Genomic DNA, 20989 nt, shown 5'->3' with positions numbered 1-20989 from the left:
TGCGTTCGAACCCGCCGGAAACCTAGCATGGTTGACGTTTACGTCAAAGACAGAATTAGGAGCACGTGCGACGCGGTCGACATGCCCAGGCAAATTCCGCACTGTTCCAGATGATCGCTCTGCTCTGAGGAGCAGGCCGGTTCAACCCCAGCCGCGCCCGGCTTTCCGCAGTAGCAGCCAATGCCGGCGCAAAGCCGAAAGCCGTGCCGTTCCAGCAAGCGGCGACGCCTTGCCGCTCATCGCGGCCAGATAGGCTTTCGTCAGCACCAGCGGCAAAAATGCCGGGCGCAGCGATATCGGCAGAGAGGCCGCTCCACGCTCGAAGGCAACAAGGTGCTCCTGTGCCAGTGCAATCATCGCAGCGACCGCGCGTTGGGCGCCCGGTCCGCCATCGCCGCTCAGGAACTCCTGCGGTGATGTGCCGACCGCCACCAGGATATCGACCGGCACATAGCACTGCCCCCGCGCTCGGTGCAGCGGCAGAAGAAGCAGCAAGCCGGTGATGGCTTGCGCGCAGCCGGCATGGCCGGCGAGTTCCGCGAAGCGAGGCGCTTCGGCCTTGTCGAGCACCAGCGCCGCAAGCTGGATCAGCGCCGACGCCGTCTCGCCGCAATAACCTTCGAGATCGGTGCGCGATGGCATCGGGTCGTCGTAGAGGTCGAAGACGCGCGCTTCCAGATAATTGTCGAATGCTTGCCTGGGCAGGTCGTGCCGTCTGATCGCGGCAACCAGTACTTCGGCCAAGGGATGACCGGCGCCGGCATCGGCCGCGTCGGAGGCGATGATGTCGCGCCACCATTGCAGCCGCACTTCGCCCGGCAATGCCTCGCGAATGCGGTCGCGCACGCCGGCAATCTCGGCATTAAAGGCATAAAGGGCCAGAAGTGCGTCGCGCTTTTCGGCCGGTGCATAGAGCGCCGACAGATAACGGTCATGGTCGGCACCGCGCACCATGTCGATCACGGTCTTGGCGGGATCAGTCACCTCAGTCGACTGCGACAAGCGCGGCGGCCACGGCGCGGTCTTCGGCGAGCAGCACATTGTAGGTGCGCACCGCAGCGCCCGTCGACATCGGATCGGCCGAGATACCCGCCTGCTTCAAGGCGGCGCGCAACGCCGCCGGCAAGGGCCGCAACTCCTTGCCCATGCCGACCAGCAGGATCTCGATCTTGCCGGCCTCGGCCAGAACCTTGTCGAAATCCGCCACGCTCAAGGCAGTCGCATCGGCCGGCTGCCAGCCATGGATGCCCGAGGGCAGGCAAAGCAGCGAGCCGCGATGCGACATGTCGGCGAAGCGGAAGCCGCCATTGCCGTAAGCCTCGATCGCCGCGCGGCCCGGAAAATGCGCCTCGCGGATGATGATGCCCTTGCCGAACAAACCCTTCGCCACGGCAGCGGCCGTCAGGTCGCGACGGCCTTGCCGTTCACCGGCTTCTCCCCTTCAGCCGCGTCCGACGAACGCAGCTTGAACAGGATCAGCAGCGGAGCCGCGATGAAGATCGACGAATAGGTGCCGAACACCACGCCGAACAGCATCGCCAGCGTGAAGGAACGAATCACCTCGCCGCCGAACAACACCAGCGCCAGCAAGGCCAGAATGGTGGTCACCGATGTCAGGGTCGTTCTGGACAACGTCTCGTTGATGGCGTTGTTCAGAAGCTGCGGCATCGGCATCTTCTTGTATTTTCGTAAGTCTTCGCGAACGCGGTCATAGACGACGATCGTATCGTTCAGCGAGTAGCCGATGATCGTCAGGATGGCGGCAATGGACGATTGGTTGAATTCTATGCCTGTCAGACAGAAGAACCCGATCGTCATGACGATATCGTGCACGGTGGCGACGATGGCGCCGACAGCGAACTGCCATTCGAACCGGAACCAGACATAGATCAGGATGCCAACCAGCGCGACCAGCATGCCGATCGTGCCTTGCTTGGCCAGTTCGCTCGACACGGTCGGGCCGACCACTTCGACGCGGCGGAAGTCGTAGCTGTCCTGCAGTTCGCCGCGCACCTTGTCGATGACGCTCTGCTCGGCATTGTCGCCTTCGGACTGGGCCGCAACGCGGATCAGCACGTCATTGTCGTTGCCGAACTGCTGCACCTGCACTTCGCCGATGTTGAGCTGCGAAAGCTTGCCGCGAATATCGGCGATGTTGGCCGGTCCGCTCTTCGACTGGACCTCGATCAGCGAACCGCCCTTGAAGTCGACGCCGTAGTTGATGTTGACGGTCATGAACAGCACGACCGACAGGATCGACAGCGCGGACGACAGCGCGAAGGTCCAGCGGCGGATGCCCATGAACGGGATCTTGGTGCCCGGTGGCACGAAGGTCACCGGCGCGCGCGGGATTTCCTTCGGCTTGGCGCGGCGCAGCCACATGGAGACCAGCAGACGCGTGAAGGTGAAGGCGGTGAAGACGGTGGTCAGGATGCCGATGGCGAACGTCACCGCGAAGCCCTTCACCGGGCCGGTGCCGAGATAGAACAGCACGACGGTGGCGATAAGGGAGGTGACATTGGAATCGACAATCGTCGCCAGCGCCTTCGAGAAGCCGGTGTCTATCGCCTGGATGACCGAGCGTCCGTTGCGTCGCTCCTCGCGAATACGCTCGTAGATCAGCACGTTGGAATCGACCGCCATGCCGATGGTCAAAACGATACCGGCGATACCGGGTAGCGTCAGCGTGGCACCCAGCAGCGACAGCAGCGCGACGATCATCGCCACATGCACGGCCAGCGCGATGTTGGCGAGGAAGCCGAGGAAGCCGTAAGCCACGAACATGAAGGCAACGACAAGGATCGAGCCGATGATACCGGCGATCTTGCCGGCCTGGATCGAATCCTGACCGAGGCCCGGACCGACGGTACGTTCTTCGATCACCGTCAGCGTGGCCGGCAGCGCGCCGGCGCGCAGCAGCACCGCGAGGTCGTTGGCGCTCTGGGCGGTGAAGTTGCCGGAAATCTGGCCGGTGCCGCCGAGGATCGGCTCGCGGATCTGCGGCGCCGAGATCACCTGGTTGTCGAGGATGATGGCGAACAGCTTGCCGACATTCTGCTGGGTAGCCTGGCCGAAGCGCGTGGCACCCTTGGAATCGAAGCGGAACGAGACGACTGGCTCGTTGTTCTGCGAATTGAACGTCGCCTGCGCATCGACGAGATTTTCACCCGAAACGATGACACGGTTCTCGATCAGATAGGGAACCGGCGGATCGTCCTTCGAATAGAGCACGCTCGACCCTGCCGGCGGACGGCCGTTGAGGGCTTCCTGCACCGGCATCGACTGATCCACCATCTGGAAGGTCAGCTTGGCGGTCTGGCCGAGAATTTCCTTGAGGCGCTGCGGGTCCTGCAGGCCCGGCACCTGCACCAGGATGCGGTCATCGCCCTGACGCTGCACGATCGGTTCGGTGGTGCCGAGTTCGTTGACGCGGCGGTCGACCACCTCGATCGACTGCGCCAGCGCCGTCGTCGAGCGGTACTTGATGCCCGCGTCCGTCATGGTGAAGCGCAGGAGCCCAGGCTCCGGCTCGTCCATGGCCCATTCGGTGATGGAACCGCCGGTGAACAGGCCGGAGGTAACCGGCGCGATCAGGGCTTTCAGCGCTTCCTTGGCCGCATCCACCTGGGCGGTGTCGCGAACGCGCACCTGCACCATGCGCCCGGTGCCGGACAGGCCGGTGTAGCCGACCTTGGCATCGCGCAGCAGCGTTCTGATCTCATCGCGCGTGGCTTCCAGACGATCCTTGATCAGGTCGTTCTGGTCGATTTTGAGAAGGATGTGAGAACCGCCCTGCAAGTCGAGGCCGAGCGTCATCTGCTTTTTCGGCACCCAACTCGGCAACTTGGCCAAGGTATCCGCCGGAATGAGATTAGGGGCGGCAAGGATGAACGTAGCGGCAACGGCCAGCCAGATCAGGATTGCCTTCCAGCGCGAAAAATAGAGCATGTTCTACGATCCAGTGGGCCGATCGGCGCGCCAGGCGCGCCAAGGCACTCAGTTCTTGGCGTTCTGGTTGGCGACCGGCTCGCCCTTGACCCGCACGTCGGCGATGGTGCTGCGCACAGCTGTCACCTTGAGGCCATTGCCGAGGTCGACCTCGAGTTCATTGTCGTCGACCACCTTGGTGACCTTGCCGACGAAGCCGCCGCCGGTGACGACCGTATCGCCGCGACGGATCGCGGCCAGCATCTCGCCGCGCTTCTTCATCTGCGTGCGCTGCGGACGGATGATCAGAAAATACATGATCACGAAAATGAGGACAAACGGCAAAATGCTGATGAAAACATCGGGCGTGGCGCCAACGCCCTGGGCGTATGCCGGTGTTACGAACATCGAAAACTCCTGAGACGTAAAGGAAAGCCGTTATCTGGCCCATGAAATTTGGCCGGAATATAGTCGGTAAAGCTACTATTGCAACCATCCCCCGCCCTGCTCCCGTCGCACTTCCCCCGCCGTGTCGTATTGGTCGCACATCCGCTTGCAAAAGCCGAAGGCTCGTGAGAGAACCGTACGGTACGGTACGCAACCGAAACGCAGGCTTCGCAATCACGCCGAGGACATATCTTGCCCCAGGAAACCATCGCAGCACTGTCCGAGAAACTCGACCGCCTGATCGACGCCGTCAGCCGGCTGGCACCGCCGCAGGCACCAAAAACGGACCTCACCGCCGTCGATTGTTTTGTCTGGCAGGCCGATCCCGGTTATCTGGAGCCGATCGCCAGGGTGAACAGGGTCGATATCGGCTTGATCCGCGGCGTCGACCGCGTGCGCGACATCCTGTTCGACAACACTGAACGTTTCGCCTCCGGCTTTGCGGCCAACAACGTGCTTCTGTGGGGCGCGCGCGGCATGGGCAAGTCGTCGCTGGTCAAGGCCGTGCATGCCGCGATCAATGCCGCCGGCAAGCCGGGCGGTCCGCTCAAGCTGATCGAGATCCATCGCGAGGACATCGACACGCTGCCGAAGCTGATGGCGATGCTCAAGGCTGCCCCCTACCGCTTCATCCTGTTCTGCGACGACCTCTCCTTCGATCATGACGACACGTCCTACAAGTCGCTGAAGGCAGCGCTGGAGGGCGGCGTCGAAGGACGTCCAGGCAACGTCATCTTCTACGCCACGTCCAACCGGCGGCATCTGCTGCCGCGCGACATGATCGACAATGAACGCTCCACCGCGATCAACCCGTCAGAGGCGGTCGAGGAAAAAGTGTCATTGTCGGACCGCTTCGGCCTGTGGCTCGGTTTCCACAAATGCTCGCAGGACGACTATCTCGACATGGTCAACGGCTATGCCAACCACTTCGGCCTCGACATCGACACCGACACGCTGCGCGCCGAGGCACTGGAATGGGCGACCACGCGCGGCAGCCGCTCTGGCCGCGTGGCGTGGCAATTCACGCAGGACCTTGCCGGCCGCCTCGGCAGGCCGCTGGCCGACTGATCGGGCAACGCATTTTTCGTTCCCATTGAACCGAAAAAGCCCGCTTCTTGCGAAGCGGGCCAAGCTGCCGGGCCGGACTGGAGGTCGACAGCCCGAAATCGTTCTTGCTCTTCTATTCGAGGCCTATCCTGTTCGGGAAAGCCTTACTCCAGGAACGTCTGCGGATCGACCGGCGACGAATTCTTGCGCACCTCGAAATGCAACTTCGGCGCGTCGGTGGTGCCGCTCATACCGGAGCGCGCGATCTCCTGGCCGCGCTTGACCTTCTGGCCGCGCTGCACTTCCAGCGAGGAAGCATGGCCGTAGACGGTGACCAGTCCATCCTCGTGGCGCACCAGCACGGTGTTGCCGAATTCCTTGAGACCGTCGCCGGCATAGATGACGACGCCGTTCTCCGCGGCCTTGACCGGCGTGCCTTCCGGCACGGCGATGTCGATACCGCCCTGCCCGGCCTTGAAGCCCGTGATGACGCGGCCGCGCACCGGCCAGCGCATCTTGCCGATGCCGGTTGAGTCAGGCGCTTCGGCGGCATCGCTCTCGGCCTGCTGGATGACCTTCTGGTCCTTCTTCGGCGGCGTATAGGTGGCGAGCGTCGCGGCAGGCTTTTCCTGCGGCGGGATCGAGGCCGTCTTGACCGCGTCCACCGGTGCCGCCGCAGCCGGAGCGGCTGGTTTGGCGGCCGCAACGGTCGCGGCTCCGGCAGCCGGCGCCTTCAGCGTCTGGCCGATGCGCAGCAACCCGTCCTGCATGCCGTTGGCCTGCTTCAGCGCGGTTGTGGTGACGCCCATCTTCTTGGCAACCGACGACAGCGTATCGCCCTTCTGGACGACATAACCGCCGGCACTTGCCTTCGGCTGCACGGCTGCAACCTGTGCTTCCTTGCCGGGTTTGGTCTTCGGATCGCTGGCTGCGGCGGAAGAATCGACCTGCGCGACGCCCTTGCCTTCCTTGACCTTCGGCTGCTGCGGCAAAACGGCGACCTTGTCGCCCGGTGCGTTGGCCGGCAGCGGGATCTTGTTGGCCGGCACGTCGTATTTGGTGCCTCGCGACGACTTGGCGTCGGCGACATTGGGATCGTTGTCGGGCGCCGAAACCGGCGCCTTGTTGGTGTAGACATAGGTCGGGATGACCAGCTTCTGGCCGCTACGCAGCCCGTTGGCGTCGGCCAGACCATTGGTCTTCAAGATGACGTCGGCCGGCACACCATAGCGACGCGACAGATTGTACACCGTCTCGCCTTCACGTGCGGTGATCTGCGTACCACCGGCACGTGACCAGCCCTTCACGTCCTCGGCTGCAGTCTGGGCGCTGGCGATTGCGGAATTGACCGGCGCCTGCACCTGGTTGATGCCGCCGGTGAGGGTCTGATCGACCTTGGCCACCTTGGCGGCACCCTTTGCCAGCACCGGCGCCGCAGCCGTCGTGGCGGCGGCCGAAACCGAATTGGCGACGGGCGGCAATGGCTGGGCGGAAACCGGCTGCAGGCTCGAACGCGAGACCGAAGCGCGCGAATAGGTGTTGTTGGAAGCCGGAGCCTGGACATCGCCCGGATAGGGCTGCGAAACCGGCTGCTTTTCGATGATGGAGCGCTGGTTGTCGGTCGAGGCCGTCGCCATCGTGTCGACACCGCCGAAGCGGGCGACCTGGGAACTGCACCCTGACACCGCGCCGATGATCAGCAACATGGCGCAGCCACGCGTCAAATTGCGCTTGTTTGCCTTCAAGGATTTGAACTGCATCGCAATAACCCGCACTTACCCGGTACTCACTGGACTGGATTAAAGCGCGTTAATGTTACTGGTCAGTTAAACCGTTAGAATCCGTCGAAATTTTTCTTAAAATATTTGTCCGGATAAGGGCGCCGCAGTTGGCCTGCCGTCAGATGATGGCGGCGACGCCTGGCAGGATCGGCTGGAAACGCACGGTGCCGATGTCCTCGCGCTCGAAGCGGCTGCCGACCTTGATCAGCTTGGCCAGCACCTGCTCGCCCTCTTCCGGCCCGATCGGCGCGATCACCGAACCGCCGCTCGACAACTGGTCGAGCAGGAAGCGCGGCAAGGCATCGAAAGCAGCCCAGACGATGATCCGGTCGAACGGCCCCTCATTGACGAGGCCGTTGGAGCCGTCGGCGTGACGGGCGAACGCATTGGTGATGCCAAGCGCCTCGAACCGCTGCTTGGCGAGTTCGATCAGCGTCTTGTAGCGGTCGACGGTGACAACGCGCGCCGCGAGCCTTGCCATGACGGCGGCGGTGAAGCCCGAACCGGTGCCGATCTCCAGCACCCGGTGACCGGGTTCGATGTTGAGCGCGGTGATGACGGCCGCCTGCAGGTCGGCGCCCTCCATGGCCTCGCCGCACTCGATCGGCAGCATACGGTCGGTCCAGGCGATGGAGTGGAACTGGCCCGAGATGAAGGCGGGACGCGGCGTCGCCTCGAAGGCGGCGATCAGCGGTTTCGGCACGGCACCCTTGCCACGCAGGCGAAGCAGGAAGGCGGCGAAACCCTCGCGTTCGTCGAAACCAGCAATCATGCAAGCGCCTTCGTCAATTGGTCGCGGATCTCGTAGGCGGTCAGGTCGAGGTGCAGCGGCGTCACCGAAACCAGCCGGTTGCGCATGGCGTGCAGGTCGGTTCCGGCCTTGCCTTCCGCCGGCTCGCGGCCGAAACGCAGCCAGTAATAAGGCAGGCCGCGCCCGTCGCGGCGCTCGTCGACCCACAGCGAATGCACCAGTTTGCCCTGCGAGGTCACCACGGTGCCGGCAACTTCGTCCGGCGTGCAGTTCGGGAAATTGACGTTGAGCAGCACGCCTTCCGGCAGCGGCATGGCCACCAGCTTCTTCAGCAGCGCCGGCGCCAGCGCTTCGGTGGTCTCGTAAGGCACCACGCGGTCCTCGCCGACATAAGAATAGGCCTGGCTGACGGCAATGGAACGCACGCCGAGCAGCGTGCCTTCCATGGCGCCGGCAACGGTGCCCGAATAGGTGACGTCGTCGGCGATGTTGGCGCCCGAATTGACGCCCGACAGGATCAGGTCCGGCATGCCGGGCAGGATCTTGCGTACGCCCATGATGACACAGTCGGTCGGCGTGCCGCGCACCGCATAGTGCTTCTCGCTGATCTTGCGCAGGCGCAAAGGTTCGGAGATCGACAGCGAATGCGCGTAGCCGGACTGGTCGGTCTCCGGCGCCACCACCCAGACATCGTCGGAAAGCGTGCGGGCGATGCGCTCCAGAGAGGCCAGGCCCTCGGCGTGAATGCCGTCGTCATTGGTCAGAAGAATGCGCATTATTTCGATTCGATTCTTTCCAGGCCGCCCATGTAAGGCTTCAGCGCTTCAGGAATCGTTACGCTGCCATCCTCGTTCTGATAATTTTCCATGACCCCGATCAGCGCGCGGCCGACCGCCACGCCCGAACCGTTCAGCGTGTGCACGAACAGATTGCCCTTGCCCTCGCGGTCCTTGTAGCGGGCGTTCATGCGCCGCGCCTGGAAGTCGCCGCAGACCGAGCAGGACGAGATTTCGCGATAGGCGTTCTGGCCGGGCAGCCAGACCTCGATGTCGTAAGTCTTGCGGGCGCCAAAACCCATGTCGCCCGTGCACAACGCCACGGTGCGGTATGGCAGGCCGAGCCGCTTCAGCACTTCCTCTGCGCATTGCGTCATGCGCTCGTGTTCGGCGATCGAGCCTTCCTGGTCGGTGATGGAGACCAGCTCGACCTTGTAGAACTGGTGCTGGCGCAGCATGCCGCGGGTGTCGCGGCCGGACGAGCCCGCTTCCGACCGGAAGCACGGGGTGAGCGCGGTGAGCCGCAGCGGCAACCTGTCATGCGCGACGATCTCCTCGCGCACCAGATTGGTCAGCGACACCTCCGCCGTCGGGATGAGGCCGAGCCGGCTCTCGCCATGCGGCGTGAAGAACAGGTCTTCCTCGAATTTCGGCAACTGCCCGGTGCCGAACAGCACCTCGTCGCGCACCAGAAGCGGCGGCTGCACTTCGGTGTAGCCATGCTCGGTCGTGTGCAGGTCGAGCATGAACTGGCCAAGCGCCCGCTCGAGCCTGGCCAACTGGCCTTGCAGAATGGTGAAGCGCGAACCCGACAGCTTGGCGGCGCGCTCGAAATCCATCAGGCCGAGCGCCTCGCCGATCTCGAAATGCTCCTTCACCCAGTTGGGCCGCGTGGCGATGGTGCCGACCTTGCGCACCTCGACATTGTCGTGCTCGTCCTTGCCGACCGGCACGTCGGGCAGCGGAATGTTGGGCATCACCGCCAGCGTGCCTTCCAGCGCCTCGTCCAGCCGGCGTTCCTCGGCCTCGCCGCCCTGGATGAAGCTCTTGATCTCGGCGACCTCGGCCTTCAGCTTTTCAGCCAGTTCGGCGTCCTTCATGCCGAGCGCCTTGCCGATCTCCTTGGAGGCGGTGTTGCGGCGCTCCTGCGCTTCCTGCAGGCGGCCGAGATGGGCGCGGCGCGCCTCGTCCTTGGCAACGATGTCCTCGACAGTGGACTGCGCGTCGGCCGACGACCACGAGCGCTTCACCAGCGCGTCGATGAGGGCCTGCGGGTTTTCGCGAATCCATCTGATATCAAGCATTGTCCGTCCATCCTGAAGGGAGAGCCGTGGGGTAACGCTCCTCGGCGCCGGATGCAAGGGCGAGACCGTGTCACCTTGACGGCAGCGGAGTGTCCTTTCCACGCGATTACATCGCCACGCTGCCTTTCGGCCCTGGCCATTGGCAAAGGGGTGGGAAGCGGGGCGCCGGGTCGGTGCCTCTTAGCAAACAGTACGTGGCGCCTTCCGGGCGCCCCGCCAGTGTTCTTGCCCCGGACCGACCTCGCCGTCATTCGCGACGGCAGACTTCGGGCCTCGAGCCGCCATTTTCGGCGGCCGGGTTTTTCCAGGGCCCGGACTTAGGGCTCGTCACCAGACACCGCCACCGTTAGCGCTGCCAGTCCGGCACCGGCGCCCTCCCTGATACCCGGTGCGCACCAGGTTCCCGTGAGGGCGATGGGCCGATTGTGGCGTGTGCCGCGAGGACGTGGACAAATCCGCGAACGATTTTCGCGTGGTTTTCGGCAAGGGATTGGAGGGAAACGGTTCTTTCTTTGGGTTCGCGCCTACCACCACCCCTTCTATCCACATCCTGCACCGCGCCGACGCGTCAGCGTTCCGGCATGGATTCCCAACACGCCCCGCTCGTTCCTCGCTCACGCGGTCGGGAATGACGAGATGCATGGACGGTCTCGCCAATTGTCCATGCCCGGCGTTGCATCGGTGTCGCTGCGACAGCAGCCAGTGCTCCATGCCAACGAAACGACGCCCTTCTGAAACCGCTGCGATTGGCGAAAGCGCTCACGGACATCCGTCATTCCCGGCCGCGTGAGCGACCGCAGGGAGCGGAGCGTGTCGGGAATCCATGCCGGAACATTCGTGGCGGCAGCGGCGGTTCAGAACCGCCGGAGAAGCGGAACGCTACGGCTCGGAATCACACCCAAGCCGCAGGGTCAACAATTCCTAGGAACCCGCCTCGCCGGACTTTTCCGTTTCCGTCGTCGCCTCGGCCTTCTCGCGCTCAAGCTTCTCGCGGGCCTGGTTCTTCTCGATCATGCGCGAGGTCCAGATCGCCACCTCGTAGAGGATGATGGTGGGCAGCGCGAGGCCGATCTGGCTCATCGGGTCGGGCGGCGTCAGGATGGCAGCAACGACGAAGGCGATGACGATCGCCCAGCGGCGTTTGTCGACCAGCCCCTGCGACGACAACATGCCGACGCGGGTCATCAGGCTGGTCACCACCGGAAGCTGGAAGACCAGGCCGAAGGAGAAGATCAGCGTCATGATGAGGCTGAGATATTCCGAAACCTTGGGCAGCAGCGAAATCTGCACCTGGTTGTCGGTTCCCGTCTGCTGCATGGCCAGGAAGAACCACATCACCATGGGCGTGAAGAAGAAATAGACCAGCGCCGCGCCCATCAGGAACAGGATCGGCGAGGCGATGAGGAACGGCAGGAAAGCGGCGCGCTCGTTCTTGTAGAGACCGGGCGCGATGAATTTGTAGATCTGCGTGGCGATCAGCGGAAAGGCGATGACCATGCCGCCGAACATGGCGAGCTTCACCTGCGTGAAGAAGAACTCCTGCGGCGCGGTGTAGATCAGCTCGACCTTGTGCGGATCGAGGCCGGCCCATTGCGTCGCCCATTTGAACGGGACGACGAGCAGGTTGAACAGCTTCTTGGCGAAGAAGAAACAGACCAGGAAGGCCACGAAGAAGCCGGCGATCGACCAGATCAGCCGGCGGCGCAGTTCGACCAGATGTTCGATCAACGGCGCGCTGGATTTCTCGATTTCTTCCCGTTCCGAAACGCTCACTTGGCGGTCCTCGCCGTCTTCTTCGCTGGCGCCGAAGCTTCGGGCTTGGCAGGTTTGACCGCCTTGGCAGCCGATTTCGCAGTTGTCTTGGCAGGCTTGGTGGCGGCCGGCTTCGTTGCAGGCGCCTTTGCAGCAGCCGGCTTCGTCGCCGGGGCAGCGGCCTTGGCGGCTACGGGTTTCGCCGACGCGGCTTTCGTCGCCGTCGCCTTGGCGGCCGGCTTCGCCGCGGCCTTGGCTGGAGCCTTGGCAACCGCCTCAACAGCTTCTGTCTTGCGGCGCGTCGTCTTGGCCCGGGCGGTGCCCGCTTCAGCGGCGGCAATGACGGGCTGAGCCGGCATCGCCTGCGGACCGTCGACGCCGGGCAGAACCGTGGCGCCGTTCTTCAGCGGATCGGCGGGTTGCGGCTCGCTCGACGCCGGTGTCTGCGGGTCCGGCGCCGGCTTCGGCTTCATCATATCGTCGACGCCGGCACGCACATCCGCCGCCGCCTGCTCGAAAGGATTGAGCTGCTTGCGGATCTCGGCGGCCGGGTTGAGGCTGCGCAACTCGTCGACCGACTTCTTGACCTCGTCAAGCTCGGCTTCCTTCAGCGCCTCGTTGAACTGCTTCTGGAAATCGGCAGCCATGGCGCGCAGCTTGGCTGTGGTGCGGCCAAAGGTGCGCAACATGGCAGGCAAATCCTTGGGGCCGACGACCACGATCATCACGATCGCGATCACCAGCATCTCGCTCCAGCCGACCTCGAACATGGCTATGGCTTCCGACTAACGCTGCTAAAGGCTTCGACGAACGGAAAGGCTCAGCTCTTGCCGGCCTTTTCCTTCATGGTCGAAACGGTCTCGTCGGAGCGGTGCTCCACCGTGCGGGCATCGTCCGTCTCATCGTCGGCCATGCCCTTCTTGAAGCTCTTGATGCCCTTGGCCATGTCGCCCATCAGCTCCGGAATCTTGCCGCGGCCAAACACCAGCAGCACGATGACCAGAACGATCAGCCAGTGCCAAATCGAAAACGAACCCATTGTTTATCTCTCTTGATTTGATTTCCCTGCCGCTGATCTATGCGTTTTCGCAGCCGGTTTCAAACGGAACCACGACAGGTTTTATCATGTCCTGCTTATTGTCAGGCTCTTTTCGGCAATATTGCCGCTACCAATCAGCGCATGGACCGGTTTCGACGACCGCGCCAATCACTCTTCCGTGACGCGCGGCGTCAAAAGACCGAGCTCCTCGAGGTCGATATCGGTCAGCGGATCCTCGTCCTCGGTCAGCTCGTCGGGATCGGCCGGCGGCAGCGGTATCGAGAAATTGGCGGGCATGCGGGTCGACAACAGGCCGGCGCCCTTCAGCTCCTCCATGCCCGGCAGGTCGCGGATTTCCTCCAGCGCGAAATGGTCGAGGAAACGGTCCGTGGTGCCGTAGGTCACCGGGCGGCCCGGCGTCTTGCGGCGGCCGCGCATCCTCACCCATTCCGTCTCCAGAAGCGTGTCCAGCGTGCCCTTCGAGGTCTCGACGCCGCGGATATCCTCGATCTCGGCGCGGGTGACCGGCTGGTGGTAGGCGATGATCGCCAGAACTTCGAGCGCGGCGCGCGACAGCTTCTTCTGCTGCACCGTGTCGCGGCTCATCAGGAAGGCGAGATCGCCGGCGGTGCGGAAGGCCCAGCAATCGCCGATGCGCACCAGATTGACGCCGCGCCGCGAATAGATGTCCTGCAGTTCGGCCATGGCGGCGGCGATGTTGACGCCGTCCGGCAGGCGCTGGGCGAGCTGCTTCTCGCTGACCGGCTCGGCGCTGGCGAAGACGATGGCCTCGGCCATGCGCGCGGCTTCGGCCAGATGCAGCCGCTCGGCCGGGTTCTGAGCCAGGGCGTCGTCCTCGTCATCCGCCTTGAAGGGCCCATCTTTGAAGGGAATGACCGAAGCGTTGCGGCTTTCGCTCATTGCGCGACCTCGACTGCTTTGGCGCGCTGGCGTCCGCGCAGGTAGAGCGGCGCGAACACCTCGTCCTGGCGCATTTCCATGCTGCCTTCGCGCACCAGTTCCAGCGTCGCCGCGAAGGACGACGCCATCGCCGTGCGCTTTTCGGCCGGGCTCGCCAGATATTCGATCAGGAAACAGTCGAGCGCGGTCCAGTCCGCCGACGTGCCGAGCAACCGGGCAAGGATCGTGCGCGCTTCCTTCAGCGACCACACGCCACGCTTGGCGATGCGCACGGTGGAGATCGCCTCGCGCTGGCGCTGCTGGGCATAGGCGGTAAGCAGATCGTAGAGCGTCGCCGAATATTCGTTGCGCTTCTCGACGATGACCATTTCCGGCAGGCCGCGCTGGAAGACGTCGCGGCCGAGCCGGTTGCGGTTGACGAGGCGCGCGGCGGCATCGCGCATCGCTTCCAGCCGGCGCAGACGGAACTGCAGCACCGCCGCCAGTTCCTCGCCGCTCTCGCCCTCTTCGCCGGGCTGCTTGGGGATGAGGAGCTTGGATTTCAGGAAGGCGAGCCACGCCGCCATCACCAGATAGTCGGCGGCGAGTTCGAGCCGCAGCGCCCTCACCTTCTCGACGAAGGCCAGATATTGCTCGGCCAGCGCCAGGATCGAGATGCGGGCGAGATCGACCTTCTGGTTGCGGGCGAGATGGAGAAGCAGATCGAGCGGGCCTTCGAAACCGTCCACATCGACGACCAGTTCGGGGTCGCCGGTGACGCGCTCGTCGTCACCCTCGGCCCAGAGGCGGTCCATCGGCGCGGCCTTGCCGGGCTTTTTCTCCGCTAACTCAGCCACCTTGCCTCTTTTCTCACTCCATGCGGTTACGCGACCGCCTCGAAATATTCCGCGAATTCGGCGCGCAGTGCCGCCTCGTCCTTGCCGTCATGGCCCTTGACCGAGGCAAGTGCCCGGTTGGCCCGTTCCAGCGCCTTGCCTACGAGCGGTTTGGCCCGCGAGGCGACGGCGGCCATTTCTTCCATGACGCCGTTGCAGTGAAGGACCAGATCGACGCCCGCCGCAAGGATCGAGGCCGCCTTTGTCTGGAAATCCCCAGAAAGTGCCTTCATCGAGGTGTCGTCCGACACCAGGAGCCCGTCGAAACCGATCTCGCCGCGGATGATCTCCTCGACCACCTTGCCGGACGTGGTCGCGGGATTGTTCGGATCGACCGCGCTGAAGATGACATGCGCGGTCATTGCCATCGGCAGGTCGTTCAGCGCCTGGAATGGGGCGAAATCATGCTTGCGCAACTCCTTCAGCGACGTCGTCACCGTCGGCAATTCGAAATGCGTGTCGGCGGAGGCGCGGCCGTGGCCGGGAATGTGCTTCATCACCGGAATGACGCCGCCGGCCATCAGCCCCTCGGCGGAAGCGCGGCCGAGGGCTGCGACGATGGACGGTTCCTTGTCATAGGCGCGCGCACCGATGACGTCGCTGGCGCCCTCCACCGGCACGTCGAGCACGGGCAGGCAGTCGGCGGTGATGCCGTAGCGCAGAAGGTCGAAGGCGTGCAGCCGGGCGTGCAGCCACGCCGCGCGCAGGCCGGCGTCCTCATTGTCGCGGTAGAGCGCGCCGAGCGCGCCGCCGGCGGGATAATTCGGCGCCAGCGGCGGCCTCAGCCGCTGCACGCGCCCGCCCTCCTGGTCGATGAAGACCGGCGCGCCCGGACGACCGACGCAGTCGCGCATCTCGGCGACGAGGTCGCGGATCTGCTCCGGCTCGGCGATGTTGCGGGCAAAGAGAATGAACCCCCACGGGCTTTCGCCCCGATAGAAGGTCTTTTCCTCACGGGTGAGGGATTTTCCGGCGCAGCCGAGGATGAGGGTCTGTGATTCGGTCATGCGCCAAGTCTAGAGATTTCGGCGGCCTAAGGGAATCTGGGGTATCGGAGGTTTCAACATCCGGTTTCCCGCCGCGACGCGCAGTTTCTCCAACGCGCCGGCGTCGATTTCGTCTACGCTGCAATCAGGCCGCGACAATGGACGCAACCGGTGACGCTGTATGTCCTGACGCCGGGTGTCGCTACACGACGGGATTTCTTTGGGGGACGATCGATGAACGTGTATTTTCTCGCGGCAGCAGCAGCAGCCGTTCTTCTCGGACTTGCGCATAGCGTGTTGGGCGAAATGTTGATCTTCCGCAGTCTCGCTGTTCAGGCAACACAGAGCGACGGCTCGAAACTGCTCGGGCGGCGCCATCTTGCCGCCCTGCGCAGCACCTGGCATCTGGCGACGCTTTTCGGCTGGGGGCTGGCAGCACTGTTTTTCTGGATGGCAAGGCCCGATCGCAGCCTTGCCGGCCTCGCGGTCGCCATCGCGACTTTCCTCACCCTGTGCGCGGTCTTCTGGCTGATCGGCACGAGGGGCCGACACCCGGCCTGGATCGTCTTCCTCGTCACCGCCACCCTCTCCTATCTCGGCGCACCCGCATAAAACGCGCGCCGTTACCCGCCCTCTTTGTTGGAGTGAAACGATGCTTCTGATTGTCGGCACCGTCCGCCTGCCGCCCGAAAAACTGGCCGAAGCGAGGCCCGTCATGGAGCGCATGATCATGGGGAGCCGCGCGGAATTCGGCTGCGTGGAATATTCCTACGCCGAGGACGTGCTGATCCCCGGACGCATCCATGTGAAGGAGATCTGGCGCGACCAGGCATCGCTCGACGCGCATTTTTCCTCCGATCACATCAAGGCCTGGCGCGCCGCCTGGCCGACGCTCGGCATCACCGACCGCAATCTCGTCGTCTACGAGATCGGAACGCCCCGGGCGACGTGACGCAAGATCGGTGGCGCGCCCCCGACCGCCACAAAGCACCACGCAGCCGAGGCCGCGCAGCGCGCATTTGCTCGACCCCGATATGCGGCAGTCAAGCCGGCTGCAGTTGCTGGCGCTGCACCGGCGGAAAGGCCAGCGCGATGGCCACCGCACCCAGCCCGACGATCGCCGAGCCGATGAACAGCCAGGAATAGCTGGCATAGGCATCGTAGACCCAACCGCCGGCCAGCGGACCGAAGGCCATGCCGAGACTGGAGAGCATGGTGGCCGCACCGAAGACGGTGCCTAGAATGCGCGGGCCGAAATAGTCGCGCGCCAGCACCGCATAGAGCGGCATGACGCCGCCATAGGTGCCGCCGAAGATCACCGCGAGGGCGTAGAACTCGCCGAGCTTGCTGACCATCAGATAGGCCGCGATCACCGCCGCCTGGATGAGCAGGCCGGCGACCAGCACGGGCTTGACGCCCAGCCGGTCGCCCAGCACGCCGAACACCAGCCGGCCGCCGAGACCGGCGAGGCCTTCGACGCTGTAGATCGACACCGCCGCCATCGGTGCCACGCCGCAGGCCATGGCGTAGCTGACCATGTGGAAGATCGGGCCGGAATGCGCCATGCAGCAGGCAAAGAAGGTCATGCCCAGCACCAGGAACTGCATCGACCGCAGCGCCTGGCCGACGGTCATGCCGCCGCCCTCGCTGGCCAGTTCGGAGCCCGCTTCGTCATTGGCCAGATTCTGCGGCGCGCGGCGCACCAGAAGCGCCGCCGGGATGAGCAGTACCCAGGACATCACGCCGATGGCGAACATGGCGGTGCGCCAGTCATAGGCGGTGATCAGCCAGCGCGCGAAGGGCGAAATCGTCATCGGCGCGACACCCATGCCGGCCGAGACCAGCGAGACCGCGAGGCTGCGGTGCTTGTCGAACCAGGCCGTGGTGGTGACCATCATCGGCGCGAAGAAGGCGCTGGCCGCCAGCCCGACCAGCACGCCATAGGTCATCTGGAAGATGAGCAGTGTGTGCACCTGGCTGGCCAGAACGAGCGCCAGGCCCAGAAGGACCGCGCCGATCAGCACGACGATGCGCGGGCCGTAGCGGTCGGTGGCCGCGCCCCACATGAAGCCGCCGACCCCCATGACGAGGAAATTCAGCGTCATCGCGCTGGAAATGCCGGCGCGCGACCAGTTGGTGTCGACCGAGATCGGTTCGAGGAAGATTGCCAGCGAAAACATCGCGCCGAGCGCGACGCAGGTCATCAGCGCGCCGGCGCCGACGATCACCCAACGATAGGAAGAAGCACCCATGTCCGTCTGCCTCCCGAATAAGCAGGAAACTGCCGAAGGCGCCGACCACCGGCCGCCGTCATCAGGATGACGTTTCGGCCGGACAGGTCCCGACAGAATAAAGGACGGTTTTTTTCGCGATGTCGATGCTTGCTGCCATGACCTGACAGTGAGGTGCCTGGGCGCCTTACCTTCTCCCCTTGTGGGAGAAGGTGGCCGAGCCGAAGGCGAGGTCGGATGAGGGGTGTTGGACGGCGTGTTACTTTTCCGGACTGAGGTGCTGTTGAAACGGGCGATCGCTTTGCGCCGTCTCGCTTCTTCCAGCACCCCTCATCTGTCTCGGCGCTGCGCGCCGATCCACCTTCTCCCACAGGGGGAGAAGGTAAGGCGTCAGCGGCCGAACCCTAATGGCTGCTCGACAGCTTCATCATCACCAGCCCGGCAACGATGAGGGCGGCGGCAAGCACGCGCATCGGCGTTACCGCTTCGCCGAGCACGGCGACACCGACGGCGAAAGCGCCGACCGCGCCAATGCCGGTCCAGATCGTGTAGGCGGTTCCGAGCGGCAGCGTCTTCATCGACACCGACAACAGGCCGAAACTGGCGGTCATCATGACGATGGTGACGATGGTGGGGGTGAGAAGCGTAAAACCTTCCGACTTCTTCATCGAGAAAGCCCAGACGACTTCCAGCAATCCGGCGATAATGAGATAGACCCAGGCCATGGCGACCCTCCTTGGGGGCGCCGGGCCGTCCCGGACATTCTTTCCCGATATTGGGCCCGCTATGGGAGAGGTCGTCCTCTGTCGGGCAATTTAGCGATTCCCCCGGCCCGGGCAAGACCTGCCGGCGCATGGCAGCCATGCTCCCCGGGCCAAGCCGCGTTGCGCCCGTGTCGATGCAATGCTAAACGGCCGGCCTTCGCGATCCTTTTATGGAGCATCGGCATGGGAGCCTTACCGCAGTCAGACAGATAGGCCGCAACGACGCTTTCGTTGTTGCGGCGCGCTGTCCACTCCCATCCAACCGACCGGACCGACAGGCAGTCGCCGCCCAAATTCCCTTTTTGAGCGGACCCTTTGTCATGTCTAAAAAGAACCCTGTCTGGGCCCATGGCCTGCCCGCGGCACTGCTGCTGATGGCCCCTTTCGACCTCCTCGCCTCGCTGGCGATGGATATTTACCTCCCCGTCGTGCCGGCCATGCCGGAAAGGCTGGGCACCAGCCCGACCGTCATCCAGCTGACGCTGAGCCTCTACATGATCCTGCTCGGCGCCGGACAGATGGTGTTCGGGCCGTTGTCCGACCGCATCGGCCGCCGGCCGGTGCTGCTTGGCGGTGCCGCGTTGTTCGCAGCCGCTTCCCTCGCGCTGGCCGCCGCCGGCAGCGGCCCGGTCTTCCTGTTTCTGCGGGTAGCGCAGGCGGCGGGCGCGGCAGCGGCGTTGGTCGCCACCTTCGCGACCGTGCGCGACGTCTATGCCGAACGCCCCGAGGGCGCCGTCATCTACAGCCTGTTCGGCTCGATGCTGGCCTTCGTGCCGGCGCTCGGCCCGGTCGCCGGCGCGCTGATCGCCGAGCGGTTCGGCTGGCGGGCAATCTTCGTAACGCTCGCCTTGCTCACCCTGCCGGCGCTGATCAACGCGACGCTGCGCTGGCACGAGACGCGGCCGACACCGGTCACCCGGCACCGGGCTTCGATGAAACCTATCCTGCGCAGCCCGTCCTTCTGGGCCTACACATTGGCCTTCAGCGCGGCGATGGGAAGTTTCTTCGTCTTTTTCTCGACCGCGCCGCGCGTCCTGATCGACAGGGCCGGCTATTCGGAACTGGGCTTCAGCCTGGCCTTCGCCACCGTGGCGGTGGTCATGATCGCGACCACGCGTTTTGCCAAACATTTCGTCACGCGCTGGGGCGTGGCCGGCAGCGCCGCGCGCGGCATCGTTTTGCTGCTGGCGGCTGCGATCCTGCTCGCCGGCGGGCAAATGTCGGAAGCACCCTCCTTCGCCACCTTCATCCTGCCGATGTGGGTGGCGGCGATCGGCATGGTGTTCACCGTCTCGGTGGCGGCCAACGGCGCGCTGGCCGAGTTCGGCGACCGGGCCGGCACGGCGGTCGCGCTCTATTTCTGCATCGAGAGCCTGTTCGTCGGCATTGCCGGCACGCTGGCGGTCATGGGGTTCGGCGGCGATACGGCCTGGCCGCTCGTCGGCTACATGGCCGCGATGGCGCTGATCGTGCTTTCGGCACTCGGCCTGGTACGCCGCCAAAGCCCAGCCATGCGGAGTTGATCCGCCGCCGGCCCCGCGCGAAAAAAATGCCGCGCGGGGCCGAGGCGGTCCGGTATCACTTCTTCTTCTGCGGGTAGATCGTTTCGCCGCGTTTCAGCATCGCCACCAGGCTCTCGATCTTCTTCTTGCGGCCGGCTTCGGTTTTCATGTTGTGGGTGCGGAAAACCAGCGCGAAGCGGTTTTGCGAGCTGAGCTTGGCCAACATTTCCCGCGCCGCCGGCTCAGCGTCGATTGCCGCCTGGAGGTCGTCGGGAATGGTCATGGTCTTGACGCCGTCATAGGCGCGGTCCCAGCGCCCGTCCGCCTTGGCGGCCTCAACCTCGCGCAAACCATGCTCGGTCATGCGGCCTTCCTCGACCAGCCGCGCGACATTGTCGACATTGATGCGGCTCCAGATGCTCTTTCTGGTGCGCGGCGTGTAGCGCTGCAGATAACTGCGGTCGTCGAACCCCTTGCGGATGCCGTCGATCCAGCCCCAGCACAAAATGACATCGATGGCCTGGAGCGGCGTGATCGAGGCGAGGCCCGAACTCACCTTGTGGATCTTGATCCAGACTTCGTCCTGGCTGGCATGGTTCCGCGACAGCCATTGGTAGAAGCTCTCGGCGTCCGCGAATTCACGGACCTTGGTGTGATCGACGATAAAAGGCGCCATCAGCCTGCCTCGCCCTGCGAAAGCGTCGTCGCGAAAATTGCCCGCAACGCATTGATCCTCAACCCGGAAATCCATGTTGAACAAGACACGCGTCAGCCCTCACCTTTCGCGGCATCGATTTTCCAGACCTATTGCCATGGCAGCTCCGCAGCAACCGGATATTTCGCTGTCGGGTCGTCCACAAAGAAAAACGGCGCGGACCAGGCCGCG

21 protein-coding genes are annotated in these 20989 nt (G+C 64.3%); 4 read left to right on the top strand and 17 right to left on the bottom strand.

Features of this window, described 5'->3' with window-relative positions; translation table 11 throughout:
- Positions 1–141 precede the first annotated feature (141 nt).
- The 4 genes from FZF13_RS20960 to yajC are packed head-to-tail and all read right to left on the bottom strand — an operon-like array spanning position 142 to position 4335.
- Complete coding sequence (locus FZF13_RS20960; RefSeq protein WP_024925338.1) at positions 142–984, bottom strand: phytoene/squalene synthase family protein; 843 nt, start codon at positions 982–984, stop codon at positions 142–144.
- Between the two features lies 1 nt (position 985).
- Entirely contained in the window at positions 986–1378 is a 393-nt protein-coding gene (locus FZF13_RS20955) for an Mth938-like domain-containing protein (protein ID WP_024925339.1), read from the bottom strand.
- A gap of 23 nt (positions 1379–1401) precedes the next feature.
- A complete protein-coding gene (secDF, locus tag FZF13_RS20950; protein WP_024925340.1) occupies positions 1402–3948 on the bottom strand; it encodes a protein translocase subunit SecDF in 2547 nt (848 codons plus the stop codon).
- Between the two features lie 48 nt (positions 3949–3996).
- Positions 3997–4335, bottom strand: coding sequence for a preprotein translocase subunit YajC (yajC, locus tag FZF13_RS20945; protein WP_024925341.1), 339 nt, complete (start codon positions 4333–4335; stop codon positions 3997–3999).
- 231 nt (positions 4336–4566) lie between these two features.
- Between yajC and FZF13_RS20940 the strand changes: the two genes are divergently transcribed.
- The gene (locus tag FZF13_RS20940) at positions 4567–5442 is read left to right on the top strand and encodes an ATP-binding protein (RefSeq protein WP_024925342.1); all 876 of its coding nucleotides are present in this window, start codon (positions 4567–4569) and stop codon (positions 5440–5442) included.
- A 143-nt stretch (positions 5443–5585) separates the two neighbouring features.
- Here the strand turns inward: FZF13_RS20940 and FZF13_RS20935 are convergent, their stop codons facing one another.
- From FZF13_RS20935 to nagZ, 10 genes are all read right to left on the bottom strand, one after another.
- On the bottom strand, positions 5586–7181 hold the full coding sequence (locus FZF13_RS20935) for a peptidoglycan DD-metalloendopeptidase family protein (protein ID WP_024925343.1): 1596 nt from the start codon (positions 7179–7181) through the stop codon (positions 5586–5588).
- Between the two features lie 139 nt (positions 7182–7320).
- Positions 7321–7974, bottom strand: coding sequence for a protein-L-isoaspartate(D-aspartate) O-methyltransferase (locus FZF13_RS20930; protein ID WP_024925344.1), 654 nt, complete (start codon positions 7972–7974; stop codon positions 7321–7323).
- Complete coding sequence (gene surE / locus FZF13_RS20925; protein WP_024925345.1) at positions 7971–8729, bottom strand: 5'/3'-nucleotidase SurE; 759 nt, start codon at positions 8727–8729, stop codon at positions 7971–7973. Before surE ends, FZF13_RS20930 begins: the two co-directional genes overlap by 4 nt.
- A complete protein-coding gene (gene serS / locus FZF13_RS20920; protein ID WP_024925346.1) occupies positions 8729–10033 on the bottom strand; it encodes a serine--tRNA ligase in 1305 nt (434 codons plus the stop codon). The genes surE and serS overlap by 1 nt, the downstream gene beginning before the upstream one ends.
- 921 nt (positions 10034–10954) lie before the next feature.
- A complete protein-coding gene (tatC, locus tag FZF13_RS20915; RefSeq protein ID WP_024926356.1) occupies positions 10955–11806 on the bottom strand; it encodes a twin-arginine translocase subunit TatC in 852 nt (283 codons plus the stop codon).
- Complete coding sequence (gene tatB, locus FZF13_RS20910; RefSeq protein WP_024926355.1) at positions 11803–12555, bottom strand: Sec-independent protein translocase protein TatB; 753 nt, start codon at positions 12553–12555, stop codon at positions 11803–11805. The genes tatC and tatB overlap by 4 nt, the downstream gene beginning before the upstream one ends.
- 50 nt (positions 12556–12605) lie before the next feature.
- Entirely contained in the window at positions 12606–12824 is a 219-nt protein-coding gene (locus tag FZF13_RS20905) for a twin-arginine translocase TatA/TatE family subunit (protein WP_024926354.1), read from the bottom strand.
- Between the two features lie 168 nt (positions 12825–12992).
- Positions 12993–13745 carry an SMC-Scp complex subunit ScpB gene (gene scpB / locus FZF13_RS20900; protein ID WP_024926353.1) on the bottom strand — a complete coding sequence of 251 codons (753 nt, stop codon included), beginning with the start codon at positions 13743–13745 and terminating at the stop codon, positions 12993–12995.
- A complete protein-coding gene (locus FZF13_RS20895) occupies positions 13742–14539 on the bottom strand; it encodes a segregation and condensation protein A (RefSeq protein ID WP_024926352.1) in 798 nt (265 codons plus the stop codon). The genes scpB and FZF13_RS20895 overlap by 4 nt, the downstream gene beginning before the upstream one ends.
- 68 nt (positions 14540–14607) lie before the next feature.
- A complete protein-coding gene (gene nagZ / locus FZF13_RS20890) occupies positions 14608–15627 on the bottom strand; it encodes a beta-N-acetylhexosaminidase (RefSeq protein ID WP_024926351.1) in 1020 nt (339 codons plus the stop codon).
- A gap of 213 nt (positions 15628–15840) precedes the next feature.
- Between nagZ and FZF13_RS20885 the strand changes: the two genes are divergently transcribed.
- Together FZF13_RS20885 and FZF13_RS20880 are read left to right on the top strand one after the other, a co-directional pair.
- Positions 15841–16218, top strand: coding sequence for a hypothetical protein (locus FZF13_RS20885; RefSeq protein ID WP_024926350.1), 378 nt, complete (start codon positions 15841–15843; stop codon positions 16216–16218).
- Between the two features lie 40 nt (positions 16219–16258).
- Complete coding sequence (locus tag FZF13_RS20880; protein WP_024926349.1) at positions 16259–16558, top strand: putative quinol monooxygenase; 300 nt, start codon at positions 16259–16261, stop codon at positions 16556–16558.
- Positions 16559–16649: 91 nt separating this feature from the next.
- On the opposite strand, the gene FZF13_RS20875 is transcribed toward FZF13_RS20880, so the two are convergent.
- Positions 16650–17858 carry an MFS transporter gene (locus FZF13_RS20875; RefSeq protein ID WP_024926348.1) on the bottom strand — a complete coding sequence of 403 codons (1209 nt, stop codon included), beginning with the start codon at positions 17856–17858 and terminating at the stop codon, positions 16650–16652.
- 383 nt (positions 17859–18241) lie between these two features.
- The gene (locus FZF13_RS20870) at positions 18242–18562 is read right to left on the bottom strand and encodes a DMT family transporter (RefSeq protein ID WP_024926347.1); all 321 of its coding nucleotides are present in this window, start codon (positions 18560–18562) and stop codon (positions 18242–18244) included.
- A 359-nt stretch (positions 18563–18921) separates the two neighbouring features.
- On the opposite strand from FZF13_RS20870, the gene cml reads away from it, so the two are divergent.
- Positions 18922–20124: a CmlA/FloR family chloramphenicol efflux MFS transporter gene (gene cml / locus FZF13_RS20865; RefSeq protein WP_024926346.1), complete on the top strand. Its 1203-nt coding sequence runs from the start codon at positions 18922–18924 to the stop codon at positions 20122–20124.
- Positions 20125–20179: 55 nt separating this feature from the next.
- Here the strand turns inward: cml and FZF13_RS20860 are convergent, their stop codons facing one another.
- Positions 20180–20779, bottom strand: coding sequence for a YdeI/OmpD-associated family protein (locus tag FZF13_RS20860; RefSeq protein WP_024926345.1), 600 nt, complete (start codon positions 20777–20779; stop codon positions 20180–20182).
- Between the last annotated feature and the right edge of the window lie 210 nt (positions 20780–20989).

This window comes from Mesorhizobium terrae, from assembly GCF_008727715.1.
Classification (GTDB): Bacteria; Pseudomonadota; Alphaproteobacteria; order Rhizobiales; family Rhizobiaceae; genus Mesorhizobium; species Mesorhizobium terrae.
Note: the sequence above shows the minus strand (reverse complement) of the source record. Positions and strands in the feature narration are given on the sequence as shown.